The following is a 14368-nucleotide window of genomic DNA, read 5'->3' as shown; positions in this document are numbered from 1 at the left end:
AGCCTATAGTTTATACCACTGGATCGCCGGGAGCGGTTTTCGCCGGCCGTCGAATGTCTTCTGTTCCGGCCCGTAGTATTTGACCAGGTAATCCAGTACAACCGGCTCCGATTCGCCCAGATCCCAGAGTTTCTGGGTGCGCTGCATCCACCGGATTTTCTCTTTCCAGCCGTCTCTCGTAAAGCGGTTTTGTAAAATCAGCTTGCTCGAATGGCAGGCCGTACACTGCGCCACCACCAGCGTCAGCCGGTCATCGACGACCAGACCCGTTGCCGGATCGTGTTGCAGGGAGTCGCCGACGGTTCCGTTCGTCGATCGGGTGGCCGGAACCGACGGGGCCAGCGCCGAAAGAGCCAGCCAGCCGGCGAACAAAACCGTCAAGCCAACCAGACTTTTTTGCTTTTTCATAAACCCTTAACTTTTCAGAACGCCGATCAGCAGCAATGCCCATCCCGCCAGCATGAGCAATCCTCCGATGGGCGCAACGGCTCCGAATTTGGTGATACCCGTAAAGCAAATGGTGTAGAGCGATCCACTAAAAATAATAACGCCGAACAGGTACGCGTAGCCTGCCCAGCCGTAAAATTTTGCCGAAGCCGCCGACGTTGCCGGGAGCTGCAGCAGAATGCCAAGGGCGACTAGCGCCAGGGCGTGGTAAAACTGATACCGAACGGCGGTTTCGAAGGTATCCATTCGTTTGGACACCTCAAGCATCGCCCGGAGAGCGTGCGCTCCGAACGCCCCGAGGGCCACCCCCAGAAAACCCAGAATAGCCCCGGACTGGATAAAAAGTTTATGCATGATCAGCGGTTTTTCAGTTTCGTGTTCCAAATATCGCACTTCCAACCCGTACCATCGTGCTTCCTTCCTCAATTGCGATCAAATAATCGCTGCTCATCCCCATCGACAGTTCCCGAAACCGGACATTCGGGCGTTGCAGGCCGCTCAGTTGGTCGTAAAGTTGTTTGAGCCGGCGAAACTCCTGCCGGATTTGGGTTTCATCGTCGGTATTGGTCGCCATGCCCATCAGCCCCACCACCCGAACGCTGGTGAGCGACTCCAGTTCGGGGCTGTTCAGTAAGCTGTGAGCCTGCGTTTCGTCGAAGCCAAACTTGGTTTCTTCCTCCGCAATGTGAATCTGGAGCAGGCAGTCAATCACGCGTTGATGACGACTGGCCTGTTTATTGATTTCCTGCAGGAGCTTCAGGCTATCTACGGAATGAATCAGACCGACAAACGGCGCAATGTACTTTACTTTGTTGGTTTGCAGGTGACCAATCAGGTGCCATTCGATGTCGGACGGTAGCTGCGGCTGTTTTTCAACCATTTCCTGAACCTTGTTCTCGCCAAACCGCCGGCAACCGGCGTCATAAGCCTCCTGCAAGAGCGCGACGGGCTTGGTTTTGGTTACGGCAATGAGTTTGGTGCGGTCCGGAAGCTGGCTTTCGATGGTTCGGATGTTGGTGGCAATTGTCATTTAACCTTATTTTGGGGCAAAGATAAGGCATCGGCGCTGAATCCCGGTTTTGCGGAAACGATCCTGCCAAGTTTGAAAATAATACCCGAGTCTATTGAATTCCGTAGAGGAAAGTCTTACTTTACATTCCATAACACCACCAGTACTATCCATGGAGTCTTATAACCAGGACCGACGTAATAACCGTAAAAATTACCTACTAGTTGCCTTAGGGATTCTGGCTGCCCTGAATCTGCTTCTGCTTTATTTTTATTACCAGGAACGACAAACCAATAAAAATCAGCAATCGACACTCATTGACAAAACGCAGGAAATGCTGATTACCAAAGCCCGGCTGGACTCGATTTCGACCCAGCTGGATGCTAAAATTTCGGAGATCCAGTCGTTGGGTGGTCAGGTCGACTCGTTGCTGAAAGTGAAGGAACAGCTGGAAGCCGACAAGCGGAATCTCCGCAACGTGGCGGCTTTTGATGTCCGGAAATACGACGCTAAAATTAAGGAATACCTGGCGCTGCTGAACGAAAAGGACAAGGAAATTGGGCAACTGAAAGAAGAGAACAGCATTCTGACGTCCCAGAACCAGACGCTGACGGAAGAAAATACCAGTCTGAAAAATGAGCGACAGGCCTTGACGGATACGGTCAGTCGGTATTCGGAGCAAAACCGGGAACTGGCCGAAAAAGTGACCCTCGGTTCGGCCCTGAAAGCGGAGAATCTGGTGGTGAACGCCATTAACCGACGGGGCAAGGAAAGTGACGGGGGCGAATACCGGAGCCGGCGAATCGAGAAAATAAAAATTGCGTTTCGGCTGGCGACCAATCCCATCGCCCAGCAGAACGAGAAGGAAATCTACCTTCGGATTCTGGATCCGAGCGGTTCGGTCATTGCCGACAATGCCACCGGTTCCGGCCAGTTTATTGTCAATGGGCAGGAAATGGTCTATACGGCTAAGCAAACCATCCAATACGACAACTCGGGCCAGCAGGTCGTGTTTATTTACGGCCGGGGAAACATTCCCTTTAAAGAAGGAACCCACCAGATCGAACTGTTCTCGGAAGGGTTTAAGATCGGACAGGGGGATTTTACGATAAAATAAGGGAACGAACTCAAGCCGGAGAGGGGTAAAGGGAAGGCAAACAAAAATTCCTTTTATCCCTTTCTCGTTTCCGCCTTTATGCTTACCTTTGCGTCCTCATTTTGAAATCATTATCCATTTAACACAATTGTCATGCAGTTCACAAAGAACTATGAGACGGTGTTCATTTTGACTCCCGTTTTATCTGAAACTCAGATAAAGGACACTGTCGACAAGTTCCGCAAAGTGTTAACCGACAACGGCGCGGAAATTGTAAACGAAGAGAGTATGGGTCTGCGGAAACTCGCCTACCCGATCCAGCACAAAAACACGGGTTATTATTTCCTGTTTGAATTCTCGGCAGAGACGAAAGTTCCGGAAGCCCTGGACATTGAATACCGCCGGGATGAGCGTATTATTCGCTACCTGACTACCGTTCTCGACAAGCATGCCCTGGCATACAACGAACGTCGTCGGAAAGGACAACTGGGTAAAAACAAACAAACCGAAAAAGCAGGAGAGGAGGCTAAATAATCATGAGTCTGCAGAACGAACCCGTTAGCAAAAACGAAAACCGCAAGAAATATTGCCGTTTCAAAAAGTCCGGTATCAAATACATCGACTACAAGGACCCCAATTTCTTACTGAAATTGTTGAACGAACAAGGTAAAATCCTGCCCCGGCGGATTACCGGAACGAGCCTGAAATACCAGCGTAAAGTGGGTCAGGCCGTTAAGCGTGCCCGCCATCTGGCCTTGTTACCTTATGTAGGCGATTCTCTGAAATAAGTTTAGGGTTTATGGTCCTCGGTTTACAGTTTACGGTTTTCCACCCCGTGGAGCAACCGTAAACCGTGCGCCGAAAACCGTACACTGAGAACTGACAACTCATTCATACTTATGCAAATCATACTGAAAACCGACATTGCCGGACTAGGTTTTAAGAACGATACGGTTGACGTAAAACCTGGCTACGGCCGCAATTACCTGATTCCGCAAGGGTTTGCGGTGATGGCAACGGAAACAAATAAAAAAGTAGTCGCCGAAAACATTCGGCAGGCTGCCCACAAAGCCGAAAAAATCAAGAACGATGCCCTGGCCACGGCGGAAGCCCTGGGCCAGCTGTCGCTGACGATTCCGGCGAAAGCGGGCGAAAGTGGTAAGATTTTCGGACGGGTGACCAACACCCAGGTAGCCGACGCCCTGAAAGAAAAAGGCTTCGATATCGACCGGAAAAAAATCACGATCGACGACGTGAAAGTACTGGGCAGCTACAATGCCGTTATCAACCTGCACAAGGATGTTAAACAAGCGGTTAAGTTTGATGTCGTAGGCGAGTAATCTATTGATAACCAGGAATTTGGTGTCAAAAATAAATTGAAGCGGTCCGGAGTTTTTCGGGCCGCTTTTTTGTTATGGCTGTATGGACTTTCGTACTGAACTGACCCCGGAAAATCTCCCGGTTTTGATCCGTTCCAACGACCGGATCGTGACCATCGGATCGTGCTTTGCCGATGTGCTGGGCCGTCAATTAACCGACAACAAGCTCGATGTGCTGACGAACCCGTTTGGAACCGTGTTCAACCCGGTTTCCGTCGCAAAACTCGTGCAATTGGCCCTGGAAGCGGCCGAGCCGGACCCGGACTTGTTTGTCGAGCGCGACGGCTTGTGGTTTCATTACGATTTTCATTCCTCGTTTTGGGGACGCAGTCGTGAAGAATTACACCACCGCCTGAGCGATCAGCTGAAGCAAACGGGTCAGGGGCTGAAAACCGCCAACTGGCTCGTTCTGACACTGGGCACCGCCGTTGTTTACCGGCATCTGGAAACCGGCAACGTGGTGGCAAATTGCCAGAAAATGCCCGGTTTTCTGTTTGAAAAATACCTCTATGCCTACGAACACGTGCAGGGAACGCTGGCCGGTCTGGTGAAAACCCTGAAACGGGCTAATCCGGCTTTGCAGATTCTGCTGACGGTCAGCCCGGTTCGGCATACCAAAGATTCGCTGCCGCTGAATCAGGCCAGTAAGTCGATGCTGCGGACGGCCTGCCACGAATTGACGGTCTGGAATGAGTCCGTCCATTATTTCCCGGCCTATGAGATCATGATGGATGATTTGCGGGATTACCGGTTTTACGAAGCCGATCTGATTCATCCGAACGCCATCGCCGAAACCTATATTTTTGAAAAATTTGCCGGAAGCGCGTTTGATGACGAACTTCGCCGGCTGATCACCGACTGGCAGCAACTTCGGAAGGCGCTGGCCCACCGGCCTTCTCACGAAGGAACGGAGTCGCACCGGCGGTTTCTGGAAAATTTACTGAAACAACTGGAAGTGTTTTCGGGGACGATCGATGTTACCAACGAAAAGAATGAAGTAGAGCGTCGTCTGCGATCCTTCCAAACGATTGATACCAGTGCGAACCAGGCCGCCTGATTCGCTGTTTACCCATCAGAACGCGTACGTATGTCAACTTATAAACTTACGAAAGAAACCGTATTAGGGGCTCTCAGCCACGTGGAAGAACCCGATTTGAAACGTGATCTGGTGTCACTTAATATGGTGAAAGATATTGAACTGGGAATCGACCAGGTCCGGTTTACGGTGGTTTTAACCACTCCGGCCTGCCCGCTGAAAGAACTCATTCGCAAGCGCTGTGTCGATGCCATTCATACTTACATTGGGCCGGATATCGACGTGCATGTCAACCTCACGGCCGATGTCAGTTCGACCCGGTTTAATGCCCCGGTTTTGCCGGGCGTTAAAAACATCATTGCCATTTCGTCCGGGAAAGGCGGGGTTGGCAAATCGACCGTAACGGCCAATCTGGCGGTGGCGCTGTACAAGTCCGGGGCCAAGGTCGGCATTATTGACGCCGATATTTTCGGGCCGTCGATTCCGTTGATGTTCGGAGCGGAAGAACTGCAACCCGGCGTCATTCAGGTGCAGGGTAAGAACATGCTGCAGCCGATTCGTCAGTTTGGTATTAAACTGATGTCGATTGGTTTTCTGACGCCCCGCGACAATGCGATCGTTTGGCGGGGACCGATGGCGAGCCAGGCTCTGCGTCAGTTTTTTGCCGATACGAACTGGGAAGAACTGGATTATCTGCTGATCGACCTGCCGCCGGGAACCAGCGATATTCACCTGACGCTGGTGCAAACCGTACCCGTAACGGGAGCGGTCATTGTTACAACGCCCCAGAAAGTGGCGCTGGCCGATGCCACGAAAGGGCTGGCCATGTTCCGGCAGCCACAGATTAACGTTCCGGTCCTGGGCGTCATTGAAAATATGGCGTATTTTACCCCCGCCGAATTGCCCGATTCGAAATACTATATTTTTGGAAAAGGCGGAGGGCAACAACTGGCCGACAAGTATGATGTGCCGTTGTTAGGACAGATTCCGCTGGTGCAGAACATTCGGGAAGCGGGGGACGAAGGAAAACCGGTGGTGACCGAAAATGATCCGGTGACATCGGGGGCCTTCCGGTCGGCGGCCGAAGCCCTGGCGCAGCAGATTTCGGTTCGGAATGCCACACTGGAGAAAACCCGGCCCGTTGAAATTGTGCGGCAATAAGGCCAATCGATTGGATTAAAGCAGGAAAAAACGTATTTTTACCCTCAGTCATCAGACCACCTTTTTTTATACTACATTTCGAATGGGAACTGCAACAGATAACGAATTTTTAGTGGATCGCGTCGAAACAGCCCTGAACAGCATTCGTCCTTATCTGGAAGCAGACGGGGGGAACGTGAAAGTGCTGGAGGTGACGAGCGACAGAGTAGCCCGGCTGGAGCTGGTCGGGGCGTGTGGTTCGTGTCCCATGTCGGCAATGACCTTCAAAGCCGGTCTGGAAGAAGCCATTTTGAAAGCCGTCCCGGAGATTTTGCGGGTGGAAGCAACGAATCTGACACCGGCGTTTTAATAGATTGGTGCATTAGCGAAACAAAGACTTTTGCAGAGTTTAGCCGCTTTCCCGTGGGAAGAGCGGCTTTTTTGTTATTTTGCATCCCCTGGAGCCACGAACTAACGTCCGTGATTTTACGGGAATCGGTTGGTGATTTTGTCTACTTTTCGCACTATAATCCGCTCACGGACTAACGTCTGTGGGTATGAATCATGAAAATTGGTATCTTCTTCGGTGGCCCGTCGCGTGAGCGGGAAGTTTCCTTTGCCGGTGGTCGGACGGCCCTGACGCATATTGACAAAGCCTTGTTTCAACCCGTGATGGTGTTTGTGGACGGGCTGGGTAATTTTATCCTGATTCGGGAAGAATTGCTGAGCCAGCGCTCGATCCGGGCCTTTTATCCGCACCAAACCGATAGCCGCTTTAACGTGTATATTGAATCGTTAGCGAATCGATCCTCCGACGAACTGGAAGGGCAAATCAGGGCCATTGGTCAACGGATTCAGCCGCAGGAATTTCGCCAGTATTTTGATCTCGTGTTTCTGGCGATGCATGGCCCCGACTGCGAAGATGGTGGCATTCAGGGCCTGCTGGAATGGTATAAAATACCGTATACCGGCCCGGGTTTGATGGGGTCGGCGGTTGGCATCAATAAGATCCTGCAAAATGAACTGATCGCGCTCGTCAACGGTCAGCAGAAGAAAACCGCATCGGTTAGCCGACCAGCCTGGGATCAGGCTGATAAGGCGGTTTTTTTTGAATCCCTGCAAAACCGGCTGGGTTTGCCCATTGTAGTGAAAGCTCCGCATCAGGGATCGTCGATCGGAGTCGTCATTGTGCGGGAGAATGACCTGACTAAATTTACGCAGGCCGTTAACCAGTGCTTTTTTCGGCAGGAGATCGATCTGAACCACTGGAAGCTGTTTTCCGAAGAAGAAAAGACGGGCTTTGTTCAGGACATTACCGAACTGGATTCCGGCATTGGCTACCCGGTGGTCGTCGAAGAAACCGGGGAAACGATTTACCACCCGAACGACCTGCTCGAAAAAGCGAATGCCTGGGCCGCGTCCGGTTACGAATCGCTGGGTATTGCTTCGGTTAATTCCGAAGACGATGTGTTGTTCGAGGAATTCATCAGCGGCCAGGAGTTTTCCTGCGGGGTTATTCAAGATGATGACGGAACGGCTGTGGCCTTGCCCCCGACCGAAATCTACAACGTGACGAGTTTCGATTTTAAATCCAAATACCAATCCAATACAACCCGGAAGCGGATTCCGGTGGGTACTTCGCTTGAACACAACCGCGAGATTCAGGAAAATGTCCGGGAGGTATTTACCAAACTGGGCATGAATGTCTGCGCGCGCATCGACGGTTTTTTAACGCCAGACCAACCCGACGAACCGGGGCGGGTTTTGCTGCACGACCCGAATACCATTCCGGGCATGTCACCCACGTCGCTTATTTTCAAGCAGATGGCTGAAATCGGGTTGAACGTCACGCAGGCGATCACGTATTTTATTCGTCAGTCGCTCCGCGAGCGGATTCGGACCGGTAAAGATATGGTCCGCCTGCGGCAACAGCTGGCCGATCTGGACACGCGCCTGGCGGATCGGCGGAATCTGCATTTACCAACGGAGGAGTTTGTCGTCGATGTGGCCGGTGATGCGCCCGAAGCCGCCTGGCAGGAAGCGAAAGCCTGGTATGGTTCCCAGGCCGCCCAGGGACAGACGAGACCCGTTGTGTTGTTAAAAACCGCCCAGGAACGGCACGAATTGCCCATTAATTTGTTGTTCAAAGACACCGTTGCCGAAGCGCAGGAAGCGCTTGCGCAGCCGGTGCATCCGTTGATTCTGGAAACCCGCGAACGGGCCCGGGCTATCACGGAACGGTTTTCGTAAAAACAACAGACCCATGGATTTACAATTGCGCGGAAAAACCGCCCTGGTGACCGGCTCAACCGCCGGCATCGGGCTGGCTATTGCCCGAACACTGGCGCAGGAAGGCGCCGAAGTCATTCTTAACGGCCGGAACAGAGCGAGGGTCGAAGCACTGGTTCAGCAGTTGTCGGACGAATTGCCCGGTACCCGGTTTCGGGGCATTGCCGCTGATTTCAGCAAAGTCGAACAAATTGACGCCCTGCTGGCCGCCTTGCCGGAAGTCGATATTCTGATTAATAATGTCGGCATTTTTGAACCCAAGGCTTTTACGGACATTCCCGACGAAGACTGGTTCCGGTTTTTTGACGTGAACGTCATGAGTGGAGTCCGGCTTTCCCGCCACTATTTCCCGAAAATGTTGGCCAAAGGCTGGGGCCGTATCATCTTTATTTCCAGCGAATCGGCCCTGCAAATTCCGACGGAAATGATTCATTACGGGACCACCAAAACCGCCCAATTGGCGATTTCACGTGGGTTGGCCGAACTGACAACCGGGACGGAGGTGACGGTCAATACGGTTTTGCCCGGCCCGACGTTCTCCGAAGGCGTTGGCGATTTTATCGGAAACCTGGCCACCATGAACCAGGTTTCGGTGGAAGAAATGGAAAAGGATTTCTTCAAAAATGCCCGGCCAACGTCCATCATCAAACGGTTTGCGACCACGCAGGAAGTAGCCAATCTGGTGGCTTACCTGGCCAGCCCGCTGGCATCGGCTACCAACGGCGCGGCTGTTCGGGTCGATGGGGGCGTGACCAAGACCATTGTCTGAGCGGAGTCGGTTTACGGTTTTCAGTTTACGGTGGCTCCGCCGAAGGACAGGAAGTCGCCACACAATACTGAAAACCGTAAACCGAAAACCGGTTTTTACGCTCTTTCTTCCCAAACCTGGCAGAGATTCACGATCACTTCCACGGCTTTTTCCATGTCCTGAACGGAAACCCATTCCAGCCGGGAGTGAAACGCGTGTTCGCCCGCGAAAATATTGGGGCAGGGGAGTCCCATGAATGATAAGCGCGAACCGTCGGTACCGCCCCGAATGCTCCGGCGTTCGGGTGTCAGCTCGCTTCGGCGTATGGCTTCGAGTGCATTTTCGACCACCGCCGGATGCTGGTCGAGCACTTCTTTCATGTTCCGGTATTGCTCTTTTACTACGAAGGTGGCGCTGGAATTGGGATACGACGCCAAAACCGTGTTCAGTTGCTGCTGAAGGTATTGTTCCTTTTCGTGCAACCCGCTGACGCTAAAGTCGCGGATAATAAAGTCAATGAGCGCCTGATCCTGATTGCCTTCCAGGTGCCCCGGGTGAATAAAACCTTCATGCCCTTCCGTTGTTTCGGGCGAGAGGGAATCCTTGGGGAGAGTGGCCAGCAAATCAGCGGCAATTTTCAGGGCGTTTTCCAGCTTGCCTTTCGCAAAACCGGGATGCGTGCTGACGCCCTGAATCGTGATTTTTACCGCATCGGCGGAAAACGTTTCATCCTCCAGCGTGCCTCGCATTTCTCCGTCGATCGTATAGCCAAAATCAGCGCTCAGCTTTTCCAGATCTACTTTTTCCGTTCCGCGCCCAACCTCTTCGTCGGGCGTGAACAGCAGCCGGATGGTGCCATGTTTGATCACCGGTTCGTTGAGGATCAACTCCGCAGCCGCCATGATTTCGGCCACACCTGCTTTGTTATCGGCACCGAGGAGCGTCGTGCCGCTGGCGGTGATGATGTCGTTGCCAATCTGGTCGTTCAGGTCGGGATGGTCGGCCCGGCGAATGATCTGTGTCGGATCGTCGGGCAGGACAATGTCGGAACCGTCCCAGCCGTGGTGAATGAGCGGTTTGACGCCTTCGCCCGTTACATCGGGTGAAGTATCCATATGGGCACACAGGCATAAAACCGGTACGTTGGGCTTGTCGGTATTGGCCGGAATCGTGGCGTAGACATACCCGAAATCATCCAGCTCCGCGTCGGGAATGCCCATTTCGTGCAATTCTTCGACTAGCAGCCGACCCAGGTTTTTCTGTTTTTCGGTCGATGGATTCGTGGTGGAACGCGGGTCAGACTGCGTGTCAATCTGAACGTACCGCAGAAACCGTTCGGTAACGGAAGTCGTTTTCATAGGTAACTAACGGGGCGTTAAGCTTCCACTGCCGTCTTGAATTCGGACGTGAAATGAAACTTGATGTCGGGGTTGTTCTGCATATTCATTCGCAGAATCCAGTCGGACTCGGCCAGGAAAACCGGGTTGCCGTCTTTGTCGTAGGCAATGGCCAGTCCTTTCAGGCGAATGAATTCGTCGAGTTTCTTTTTATCGTCCGCCGTGAGCCAGCAGGCTTTGGAAACCGGCATCGAAACCCAGCGGCATTTAGCACCGTATTCGTGTTCGAGCCGGTATTGGATGACATCGAATTGCAGTTCACCGACCGTTCCGACAATTTTCCGGTTGCCGCTAGTCATCGTAAACAATTGCGCTACCCCCTCGTCGGTCAACTGCTGAATGCCTTTCTCCAACTGCTTGGATTTCATGGGGTCGGCATTGATCAACTCCTTGAAAATCTCGGGCGAAAAGCTCGGGATACCGGTGTACTGCAACTCTTCACCTTCGGTGAGGGTATCCCCAATCTTGAAGGAGCCGGTATCGTACAAGCCTACCACATCGCCCGGAAACCCTTCATCCACGATGCTTTTGCTGTCGGCCATGAAGCTGAACGGGCTTGAAAACCGCACATCCTTGTCGAGCCGGGTGTGGTGGTAAAATTTGCCCCGTTCGAAGGTTCCCGAACAAATACGCAGGAACGCAATCCGGTCGCGGTGACGCGGGTCGAGGTTGGCGTGGATTTTAAAGATAAAACCGGTAAATTTCGGTTCATCCGGCTGCACAATGCGTTTGTCGGTGGCGCGGGCGATGGGTTCGGGCGAAATGTCACAGAACGTGTCGAGCAACTCCTTCACCCCGAAGTTGTTGACAGCCGACCCGAAGAAAACCGGGGCAACTTTCCCTTCCAGGTACGTCTTCCGATCGAAGGGGTCGTAAACGCCTTCGATCAGTTCGGCATCTTCGCGGAGTTGTTCGGCATCGCGTTCGCCCACTTTCTGATCCAGCACCGGCGTGTTGATGTCGATTTCCAGAATATCGTCTTCCACCTTCGTTTTGTTGACGCGGAAGAAGTTCATGGTTTTGTCGTAGAGGCTGTAAACGCCCTTGAAGTCTGAACCCATGTTGACGGGCCAGGTCAGCGGGCGAACGCGGATGTTGAGCTTGGTTTCCAGCTCGTCGAGCAGGTCGAACGGATTCTGGCCCTCGCGGTCGAGTTTGTTGATAAAGATAATCACCGGCGTATCGCGCATCCGGCACACCTCCATCAGCCGCTCGGTTTGTTCCTCCACACCCTTCACACAGTCGATGACCAGAATAACGCTGTCGACGGCGGTGAGCGTTCGGTAGGTATCTTCCGCAAAATCTTTGTGACCCGGCGTATCGAGGATGTTGATTTTGAGATCCCGGTATTCAAACGTCATCACCGAGGTGGCGACTGAAATACCGCGTTGTTTTTCAATTTCCATGAAGTCCGACGTGGCCGACTTCTTGATTTTGTTGGACTTGACGGCCCCGGCGGTTTGGATGGCCCCCCCGAAAAGCAGCAATTTTTCAGTCAGTGTCGTTTTCCCGGCATCCGGGTGGCTGATGATGGCGAACGTCCGGCGACGGCTGATTTCCTGTAGCGTACTCATTATGGCGATGACCGACCCGGTTTCGGGCGGTTTTTTCTTCGTTTTTGATGGAAATACAAAGATACGAAATTTTCAGGGGCGGGTTGTGGAACATTCCGGCAACGGCGCTCGTTGAAGCATGGTCTTTTCACCAGAATTAGTAGTTTTGGGGGAAAACGGCTTTCTTAACCGAAACACATGAAGAAAATATTGTATCTGGTCAGACACGCCAAAGCCGAGGATCGGGCCAGTTTTCAGCGGGATCACGACCGGGAGCTGGTTCCGGAAGGCATTATGGCAGCCGCCCGGGTAGGCCGTCACCTGGCCGAGTTGGGCGTGAAGCCGGGCTGTCTGATTAGCAGCACCGCCAACCGGGCCAGAGATACCGGGAAAGTGATGGCCGAACAGCTGCGAATCGACCCGGATAAGATGGTGCTGGAGCCGAAGTTGTTTGATGGGGGACCAAAGGCCTACATTGCCGCGATTAACGGCCTGAACCCGGACTGTGAGTCGGCCATGTTGTTCGGGCATAATCCGGATATTTCCTATTTTGCGGAGTATCTGACCCATGCGGATGTGGGCTCGATGAGTAAAGGGGCTGTAGCCATTATCGAGTTTGAAGGGCTGACCTGGGCTGAAATCTCGGGGCGAACGGGTCGGCTGGTGGACCTGATTTTGCCCAAAAAATTAAAAGAATCATGAACCGAAACCGGCGCTTCCTGTTTGTGGGAGCTTTACTTTTTACCCTTATCGTCGTCCTGCTGGCAGTCGACATGGCCCGGCGAACGACGGCACCCTGGAATAAAAAGCGGCAACTGGAACGGGCCTTACCGACTGAGCCGGATGGAACCGCAATCGATTCGTCGGCCATGGACGTGGGGGATACGTTGTTTGTGGAGGATACCACAAGCCGGTAACTCGGTAACTTATTTATTTCCAATCGAACCAGGGCCGTATGGGTGGCATAACCTCTTTCATTAAACGCAAAATTCTGCGGATCGACCGCGACCGCTGGAATTACCAATACGACAAGGGCCTTTGGAATGGTCTGCAAGGGATCGACGAACTGGCCCGCTTTAGCGTCATTGTGGGGTATATTAAATTCCTGAAACCGGGGCAGCCCGTTATTCTGGAAATTGGCTGTGGGGAAGGTTTTTTGCAGCAACGGCTTCAAACGCAGAATTACGGCCGGTATGTTGGAATGGATATTTCGGATTCTGCCATCAAAACCGCCCACGCTCAGGCGGATGAGAAGTGCACGTATCAGGTGGGTGATATGGATCGCTACCAGCCCGAAGGGGCATTCGACCTGATCATTTTCAACGAATCCATTTATTACAGCCGTCATCCGTTTCTAACGCTCCAGCGGTATGCTACCTATTTGAAAGCCAATGGTTTACTTGTTGTGACCATCAATAATCATAAACATAGTGACGAACTTTGGGCAAGCATCAAAGACGGTTTTGAACTCTTCGACGAAGCTACCACGGTTACCACCAAAACCACCTGCGTCTGCAAAGTCCTGATACCAAGGGGAGTTAACAATTAAGAGTTAACAATTAAGAGTTAAGAATTAAGAGTTAAGAATTAAGAGTTAAGAGTTATGAGTTAAGAGTTATGAGTTAAGAGTTATGAGTTAAGAATCCTACTTTTAACTCTTAACTCTTTTGGCATGTTGTTTGATGATTTTGTGTGCAAGCAAATGGTAGCTTTTCTGAAGGTATGGAGAAAATTTTAGGAATTGGATCGCGGGTGCGGCACGAAGAATGGGGCGACGGGGTGATCATCAATATTAAATCAACCGGCTACGTTGTGACTTTTATCGATTCCGGCGTCCAAATAGTGAAATTGAGCACACCACTGGCGGTGATCGAAGGGGTGGCACCCGATACGGATCTGATTAGCCTGTTCGATATGGAGCAATCCTTATCCCGGATTTTGCAAAAATGGGTGGAAGTGACCGAAGTGGTGCCGTTGGGCGATAAGTGGAAAGGCGGAACCCTGATTTTAAAACCGGGTCGGGCCGATCTGGCATCCAAAGAAATACCGATTGAGGTCTTTTTCCACAAAATCGTCATGATGCGCGACCGGTTGCGGGTGCTGGAACAACGCATCAACGCCAGTGCCCTTGAGGAAGAAGAGAAGATCAATTTGCAGCAAAATATTACCCGGATTTATGGGAGTATGACCTCCTTTAATCTCCTGTTCAAACAACCTGAACAGTATTTTTTCGGCGAAAAAACCGGTAGTGCAGTTTCATGAACGATAACAGTA

General features: G+C 52.1%; 18 protein-coding genes. 13 read left to right on the top strand and 5 right to left on the bottom strand.

Annotated elements, in window-relative coordinates; translation table 11 throughout:
* Positions 1-3: 3 nt before the first annotated feature.
* The 3 genes from ACFPMF_RS20040 to ACFPMF_RS20030 are packed head-to-tail and all read right to left on the bottom strand — an operon-like array spanning position 4 to position 1477.
* Entirely contained in the window at positions 4-408 is a 405-nt protein-coding gene (locus ACFPMF_RS20040) for a hypothetical protein (protein ID WP_379848514.1), read from the bottom strand.
* Between the two features lie 6 nt (positions 409-414).
* Positions 415-801 (bottom strand): DUF423 domain-containing protein, encoded by a 387-nt coding sequence (locus ACFPMF_RS20035; RefSeq protein ID WP_379848513.1) that lies wholly within the window; start codon positions 799-801, stop codon positions 415-417.
* Positions 802-814: 13 nt separating this feature from the next.
* Positions 815-1477, bottom strand: a complete 663-nt coding sequence (locus ACFPMF_RS20030; protein ID WP_379848512.1) for a YggS family pyridoxal phosphate-dependent enzyme — start codon at positions 1475-1477, stop codon at positions 815-817.
* A gap of 151 nt (positions 1478-1628) precedes the next feature.
* Here ACFPMF_RS20030 and ACFPMF_RS20025 point away from each other — a divergent pair, with 151 nt between their 5' ends.
* The 9 genes from ACFPMF_RS20025 to ACFPMF_RS19985 all read left to right on the top strand — a co-directional run bounded on the left by ACFPMF_RS20025 (position 1629) and on the right by ACFPMF_RS19985 (position 9165).
* Positions 1629-2573: a hypothetical protein gene (locus tag ACFPMF_RS20025; RefSeq protein ID WP_379848511.1), complete on the top strand. Its 945-nt coding sequence runs from the start codon at positions 1629-1631 to the stop codon at positions 2571-2573.
* A 132-nt stretch (positions 2574-2705) separates the two neighbouring features.
* The gene (gene rpsF, locus ACFPMF_RS20020) at positions 2706-3086 is read left to right on the top strand and encodes a 30S ribosomal protein S6 (RefSeq protein ID WP_379848510.1); all 381 of its coding nucleotides are present in this window, start codon (positions 2706-2708) and stop codon (positions 3084-3086) included.
* 2 nt (positions 3087-3088) lie between these two features.
* Entirely contained in the window at positions 3089-3340 is a 252-nt protein-coding gene (gene rpsR / locus ACFPMF_RS20015) for a 30S ribosomal protein S18 (protein WP_038117645.1), read from the top strand.
* 111 nt (positions 3341-3451) lie between these two features.
* Positions 3452-3892, top strand: a complete 441-nt coding sequence (rplI, locus tag ACFPMF_RS20010) for a 50S ribosomal protein L9 (RefSeq protein WP_379848509.1) — start codon at positions 3452-3454, stop codon at positions 3890-3892.
* Positions 3893-3974: 82 nt separating this feature from the next.
* The gene (locus tag ACFPMF_RS20005; RefSeq protein WP_379848508.1) at positions 3975-4988 is read left to right on the top strand and encodes a GSCFA domain-containing protein; all 1014 of its coding nucleotides are present in this window, start codon (positions 3975-3977) and stop codon (positions 4986-4988) included.
* A 30-nt stretch (positions 4989-5018) separates the two neighbouring features.
* Positions 5019-6128, top strand: coding sequence for an Mrp/NBP35 family ATP-binding protein (locus ACFPMF_RS20000; protein WP_379848507.1), 1110 nt, complete (start codon positions 5019-5021; stop codon positions 6126-6128).
* A gap of 82 nt (positions 6129-6210) precedes the next feature.
* Positions 6211-6477, top strand: coding sequence for a NifU family protein (locus ACFPMF_RS19995; RefSeq protein ID WP_379848506.1), 267 nt, complete (start codon positions 6211-6213; stop codon positions 6475-6477).
* Positions 6478-6671: 194 nt separating this feature from the next.
* Positions 6672-8357: a D-alanine--D-alanine ligase family protein gene (locus ACFPMF_RS19990; RefSeq protein ID WP_379848505.1), complete on the top strand. Its 1686-nt coding sequence runs from the start codon at positions 6672-6674 to the stop codon at positions 8355-8357.
* Positions 8358-8370: 13 nt separating this feature from the next.
* Positions 8371-9165 carry an SDR family NAD(P)-dependent oxidoreductase gene (locus ACFPMF_RS19985; protein ID WP_379848504.1) on the top strand — a complete coding sequence of 265 codons (795 nt, stop codon included), beginning with the start codon at positions 8371-8373 and terminating at the stop codon, positions 9163-9165.
* Positions 9166-9260: 95 nt separating this feature from the next.
* Here the strand turns inward: ACFPMF_RS19985 and pepT are convergent, their stop codons facing one another.
* Together pepT and ACFPMF_RS19975 are read right to left on the bottom strand one after the other, a co-directional pair.
* Complete coding sequence (gene pepT / locus ACFPMF_RS19980; protein ID WP_379848503.1) at positions 9261-10502, bottom strand: peptidase T; 1242 nt, start codon at positions 10500-10502, stop codon at positions 9261-9263.
* A gap of 17 nt (positions 10503-10519) precedes the next feature.
* Positions 10520-12115 carry a peptide chain release factor 3 gene (locus tag ACFPMF_RS19975; RefSeq protein WP_379848502.1) on the bottom strand — a complete coding sequence of 532 codons (1596 nt, stop codon included), beginning with the start codon at positions 12113-12115 and terminating at the stop codon, positions 10520-10522.
* A 177-nt stretch (positions 12116-12292) separates the two neighbouring features.
* Here ACFPMF_RS19975 and ACFPMF_RS19970 point away from each other — a divergent pair, with 177 nt between their 5' ends.
* From ACFPMF_RS19970 to ACFPMF_RS19955, 4 genes are all read left to right on the top strand, one after another.
* Complete coding sequence (locus ACFPMF_RS19970; RefSeq protein ID WP_379848501.1) at positions 12293-12796, top strand: SixA phosphatase family protein; 504 nt, start codon at positions 12293-12295, stop codon at positions 12794-12796.
* Entirely contained in the window at positions 12793-13011 is a 219-nt protein-coding gene (locus tag ACFPMF_RS19965; RefSeq protein ID WP_379848500.1) for a hypothetical protein, read from the top strand. Before ACFPMF_RS19970 ends, ACFPMF_RS19965 begins: the two co-directional genes overlap by 4 nt.
* A gap of 38 nt (positions 13012-13049) precedes the next feature.
* Positions 13050-13643 carry a class I SAM-dependent methyltransferase gene (locus ACFPMF_RS19960; protein ID WP_379848499.1) on the top strand — a complete coding sequence of 198 codons (594 nt, stop codon included), beginning with the start codon at positions 13050-13052 and terminating at the stop codon, positions 13641-13643.
* 173 nt (positions 13644-13816) lie between these two features.
* A complete protein-coding gene (locus tag ACFPMF_RS19955) occupies positions 13817-14356 on the top strand; it encodes a hypothetical protein (RefSeq protein ID WP_379848498.1) in 540 nt (179 codons plus the stop codon).
* Positions 14357-14368 lie beyond the last annotated feature (12 nt).

Source organism: Larkinella bovis, assembly GCF_042655385.1.
GTDB lineage: Bacteria > Bacteroidota > Bacteroidia > Cytophagales > Spirosomataceae > Larkinella > Larkinella bovis.
The sequence above is the reverse complement of the archived record's forward strand: the minus strand, read 5'-3'. Positions and strand labels throughout refer to the sequence as shown.